Annotated in this window: 4 protein-coding genes; 2 read left to right on the plus strand and 2 right to left on the minus strand. The window is 65.7% G+C overall.

Annotated elements, in window-relative coordinates; all coding sequences use genetic code 11:
• Positions 1-191: MTH1187 family thiamine-binding protein (locus VJ307_08410; GenBank protein ID HJX74163.1), on the minus strand; the 191-nt coding region annotated here is incomplete at its 3' end.
• A 213-nt stretch (positions 192-404) separates the two neighbouring features.
• On the opposite strand from VJ307_08410, the gene VJ307_08415 reads away from it, so the two are divergent.
• Entirely contained in the window at positions 405-2,645 is a 2,241-nt protein-coding gene (locus VJ307_08415; protein ID HJX74164.1) for a thioredoxin domain-containing protein, read from the plus strand.
• Here VJ307_08415 and VJ307_08420 read toward each other — a convergent pair.
• Positions 2,614-3,876, minus strand: a complete 1,263-nt coding sequence (locus VJ307_08420) for an acetate kinase (GenBank protein ID HJX74165.1) — start codon at positions 3,874-3,876, stop codon at positions 2,614-2,616. The two genes, VJ307_08415 and VJ307_08420, sit on opposite strands and share 32 nt — an antisense overlap.
• Positions 3,877-4,038: 162 nt before the next feature.
• Between VJ307_08420 and VJ307_08425 the strand changes: the two genes are divergently transcribed.
• Positions 4,039-4,368, plus strand: coding sequence for a 4a-hydroxytetrahydrobiopterin dehydratase (locus VJ307_08425; GenBank protein ID HJX74166.1), 330 nt, complete (start codon positions 4,039-4,041; stop codon positions 4,366-4,368).
• The last annotated feature ends 86 nt before the right edge of the window (positions 4,369-4,454 follow it).

Consider the following 4,454-nt stretch of genomic DNA (forward strand, 5'->3'; position numbering starts at 1 on the left):
AACGGCGCCTCGTGCATCCGTCGCACGACCGGCAGGATCGCGTCGAGGTCCCCCTCGATGATCGTCCCCATGGCCGTGAGCTGGTGCGTAAGTCCGCTCTCCCGGAGAATCCGCTCGACGCCGGCCACATAGCGGGAAAGACTGGTCGTTGCCGTACCGAGGGGCGCGACGGTTACGAAGACGATGGCCATTTCCTTCCTCCCGGCACAAGCATACGCAACTCCGTGATGAATGCAAACCCTTACGCCTCGAAAAAAAAACGAATGGCCGAAAAGAGGCATCGCAAGGGAAGATGCCGCCTCTTCCTGGGGCCTGGGAATACCGTCATCGCTCTTTCCGACGGTTGTACCGGCAACGAAGGCACTTCCACCTCGAGGACGGGCGGCCCTTTGGAGGACCGGTCCATGGACATCGCATTGCCGGGCGTTTCCGGGCTGGACCCGGAACTGGTCGATCGATTCGAGCAGGCGAGAAAAACGAAGGGAGACGGGTATCGGCCGAGGACGAGGCACCTGCGGCCGGACGGCCGGGCGAAATACACGAACCGCCTCTTTCTCGAGACGAGCCCGTACCTGCTCCAGCACGCGCACAACCCCGTCGACTGGTACCCCTGGGGGGACGAGGCGTTCGAAAAGGCGAGAAAAGAGAAACGCCCCGTGCTCGTCAGCATCGGGTACTCCACCTGCCACTGGTGCCATGTCATGGAGGAGGAGTCGTTCGAGGACGAGGAGATCGCCCGGTTCCTGAACGAACGGTTCGTCGCCGTCAAGGTGGACCGGGAGGAGCGCCCGGACGTGGACGCCATCTACATGAGGGCCGTCCAGGTTTTGACCGGGCACGGGGGTTGGCCGTTAAACGTCTGGCTGACGCCGGACCGGCGGCCCTTCCACGGGGGGACCTACTTTCCCCCCCGGGACGACGCTTCGGGACGGGGGATCGGGTTCTTGAGCCTCCTCAAGGGAGTGCGGAAAGCGTACGACGCCCAGCCGGAGCGGGTGGCGGAGATCGGCCTCCAGTTGACGACGTACGTCCGGCAGACCCTGTCGCCGGAAGGGGGGAGGGAACTCCCTGCCGCCGATATCCTCGCCGCGGCCGCGCGGTATTACAAGGACCGCTTCGACCCCGTGTACGGCGGACTGGCCGGGGCGCCGAAGTTCCCCAGCAACCTGCCCATACGGTTTCTGCTCCGTTACCACAGGAGAACGGGGGACAAGGATTTCCTCGAGATGGCGAAGCTGTCCCTTGCGAAGATGGCGGCGGGGGGGATGCTCGACCAGGCGGGCGGAGGATTTCATCGCTACTCGACGGACGAGAAGTGGCTCGTCCCCCATTTCGAGAAGATGCTCTACGACAACGCGCTCCTGGTCGTCGCCTACCTGGAGGCCTACCAGGCGACCGGCGAGAAGGACTTCGCCCGGATCGTCCGGGAGACGCTGCGTTTCCTCGAGCGGGATATGACCTCGCCCGAAGGGGGGTTTTATTCCGCCACGGATGCCGACAGCGTCGGCCCGGGCGGCGAGCGGGAGGAAGGGTACTTCTTCACCTGGACCCCGGAGGAACTCGAGGCGGTGCTCGGCCCGGAACGGTCCCGGATCGTCGGGCGGTATTACGGGGTGACCGAAAAAGGAAACTTCGAGGGGCGGACGATCCTGCACGCGCCGGATTCCCCCGCGGCCGTCGCCAAAAGCCTCTCCCTGCCGGAAGAAAACCTTGCCGCCATCCTTGAGGAAGCGAAAGAGCTTCTGTACCGGGAGCGAAGCCGCCGTCCCCTGCCCCTGAGGGACGAGAAAATCCTGACCGCCTGGAACGGGTTGACGGTTTCGGCGCTCGCACGCGCCGGTCTCGTCCTTGACGATCCCCGCTACGTCGGGCAGGCGGGCCGGGCCGCAACGTTTCTCCTGGGGACCCTGTACCGGGACGGCCGGCTCTACCGGACCTTCATGGACGGGATCGTGAAAAACAACGCGTACCTGGAAGACCACGCGTTTCTGATCGCCGGTCTCCTGGACCTGTACGAGGCGACCTCCGACCCGCAATGGCTGGAAAAGGCGATCGAGCTGGACAAGATCCTCGAAGATCATTTCGAAGACAAGATCCACGGAGGGTATTTCCTGACCGGAGACGATCACGAGGATCTCCTGGTGCGCGAGAAGCCGTCGTACGACGGGGCGGAGCCGTCGGGCAATTCCGTGGCGGCCCTGAACCTGCTGCGGCTCCACGAATTCACGACGGAGGACGGCTACCGGAGACGGGCGGAAAGGACGTTCCGGTACTTGGCGGAAACGCTGCGATCCAATCCGCTCGCCCTGTCCGAGATGCTTCTGGCCGTCGATTTCTATCTCGACACGCCCAAGCAGATCCTCGTCGTCGCCCCGCGGGGGGAAAAGGGGGCGGCGGATCCCCTGATGACGGTGTTCCGGGGCCGGTTCCTCCCGAACCGGGTCTTCTCGGTCGTGTCCGCAGGGGAGGAACAGGAGAGGAACGCCCGGTTCGTCCCGCTTCTTCGCGGGAAGGAGGCCGCGGGCGGCCGGGCGACCGCCTATGTCTGCGAGAACAGGACTTGCGGGCTTCCCACGAACGACCCCGCTGAATTCGAAAGGCAGCTTCTCCCGGTCAGGGCGTTCCCGGGCGTTTCCGGGATGTAGCAAGGCAGGCGACCGTTTCCCTCGCGATGACGAGTTCCTCGTCCGCCGGGATGACGAAAACGCGCAGCCGGGAGTCCGGCGCACCGATCTCCCCCTCTTTCCCGGTCGTCTCCCGGTTCCTCGAGGGGTCGATCCGGATGCCCACCCATTCCATCCCCGTAAGGATCCGCGCCCGGATTTCGGAGGCGTTCTCCCCGATCCCGCCGGAGAAGACGATCCCGTCGGCCCCGCCGAGCGCGGCGAGATAGCCGCCCAGGTATTTCCTGGCCCGGTAGCAGAAGATCTCCACGGCCAGGTGCGCGCGCGGGTCGTCTCCCTCCCGGCCCAGCAGGTCTCGCATGTCCCGGCTTCTGCCGGAAAGCCCCAGAAGCCCGGATCGCGTGTTCAGGAGGAGCTCCACCTCCCCGGGCGAGAGTCCCTCCTCGCGCCCCAGGATGCTGACGATCGCCGGGTCGATGTCGCCGGAGCGCGTCCCCATCACCAGACCCTCCAGGGGGGTGAACCCCATCGAGGTGTCGACCGACTCCCCGTTCCGGATGGCGGCGGCGGAACAGCCGTTTCCCAGATGGAAGGCGACGATCGTCGCTTTCCCGGGCGGTGTTCCCGTCAACTCGCAGTAGCGGGACAGCAGGTACTGGTAGGAGATGCCGTGGAAGCCGTATCTCCGGATCCCCCGGCGGATCGAAAGTTCGTAGGGGATCGCGTACAGGGAGGCGCGGTCCGGGAGAGTGATGTGGAAGGAGGTGTCGAACACCGCGACCATCGGGACCGTCCGTCCGGCCGCCGCGCGGGCGGCCCGTATCCCGGCGATGCTCGGCGGGTTGTGGAGCGGGGCCATCTCCTCGAGGGAGCGAAGCGCTTCCGTGACCGCCTCGTCGATCAGGGTCGTGCCGGGGAACATCCTCCCGCCGTGGACGACCCGGTGCCCGATCGCGTCGATCCGTTTCCCTCCTTCGGGGAAGAGGCCGGCAGCCGCCGAATCGACCCACGCGAGAACCCGGTGGATCGCCTCCTCGTGGGTTGCGACGCGTTCGCTCCGCCGGACGGGGGGCTCGCCCTCCGGGCGGAAAGAGAGCAGGGAATCTCCGCCGATCCGCTCGACGATCCCCCGGGCCAGGCGCCGTTCGCGCGGCACTCCCCCGGCCTCCGCCTCCATCTCCGCGATCAGGAACTTGACGGAGGAACTCCCGCAGTTGAATACCAGAACGTTCACGTTTCCCCCTCCCTTCATTATTTCCAACGCGGCCCCGTCGGGGAAGGGGAATCCTTCTCTCTAGGCGATGCGGCGGGGGAAAACTATTTCGCCGGAGCGGATATTCCCGTCCTCCCCGGGTTGCTATCCTGAATAGACAGGGCGGGAATTTCGGACCGTGAGCGGGAGAGGGAGGGAGCCATGGGGCTGGCATCGAGAAAGTGCGAACCTTGCCGGGGTGCCGTTTCCCCGATGTCGCGGGAGGAGGCGGAGTCGATGCTCCGGGAAATCCCCGGGTGGGACCTGGAGGAGAATGCGACGAAGATCCGGAGGTCGTTCCGTTTCCGGGACTTCGCCCAAGCGATGGAGTTCGCGCGCAAAGTGGGCGATCTCGCGGAAGGGGAGGGGCATCATCCCGACATCGCGATGGGGTGGGGCTACTGCACCGTCGTGTTCCAGACGCACAAGATCCGTGGTCTGCACGGAAACGACTTCATCATGGCGGCGAAGGTGAACACCTTGCTCCCTTGAGACCCGCTGCGTCGTTTCCGGTGTGAGCGCACGGGCACGCGCCGCCGGCTCCCTATCCGGGTCGACGCACAGGGGGCGGCATGCTA

This window comes from Candidatus Deferrimicrobiaceae bacterium, assembly GCA_035256765.1.
GTDB lineage: Bacteria > Desulfobacterota > Deferrimicrobia > Deferrimicrobiales > Deferrimicrobiaceae > CSP1-8.

Excerpts from the sequence above, each read along its gene's own strand:
- VJ307_08415 (HJX74164.1), top strand. The coding sequence starts at position 405 with ATGGACATCGCATTGCCGGGCGTTTCCGGGCTGGACCCGGAACTGGTC.
- VJ307_08420 (HJX74165.1), bottom strand. The coding sequence starts at position 3,876 with ATGAAGGGAGGGGGAAACGTGAACGTTCTGGTATTCAACTGCGGGAGT.
- VJ307_08425 (HJX74166.1), top strand. The coding sequence starts at position 4,039 with ATGGGGCTGGCATCGAGAAAGTGCGAACCTTGCCGGGGTGCCGTTTCC.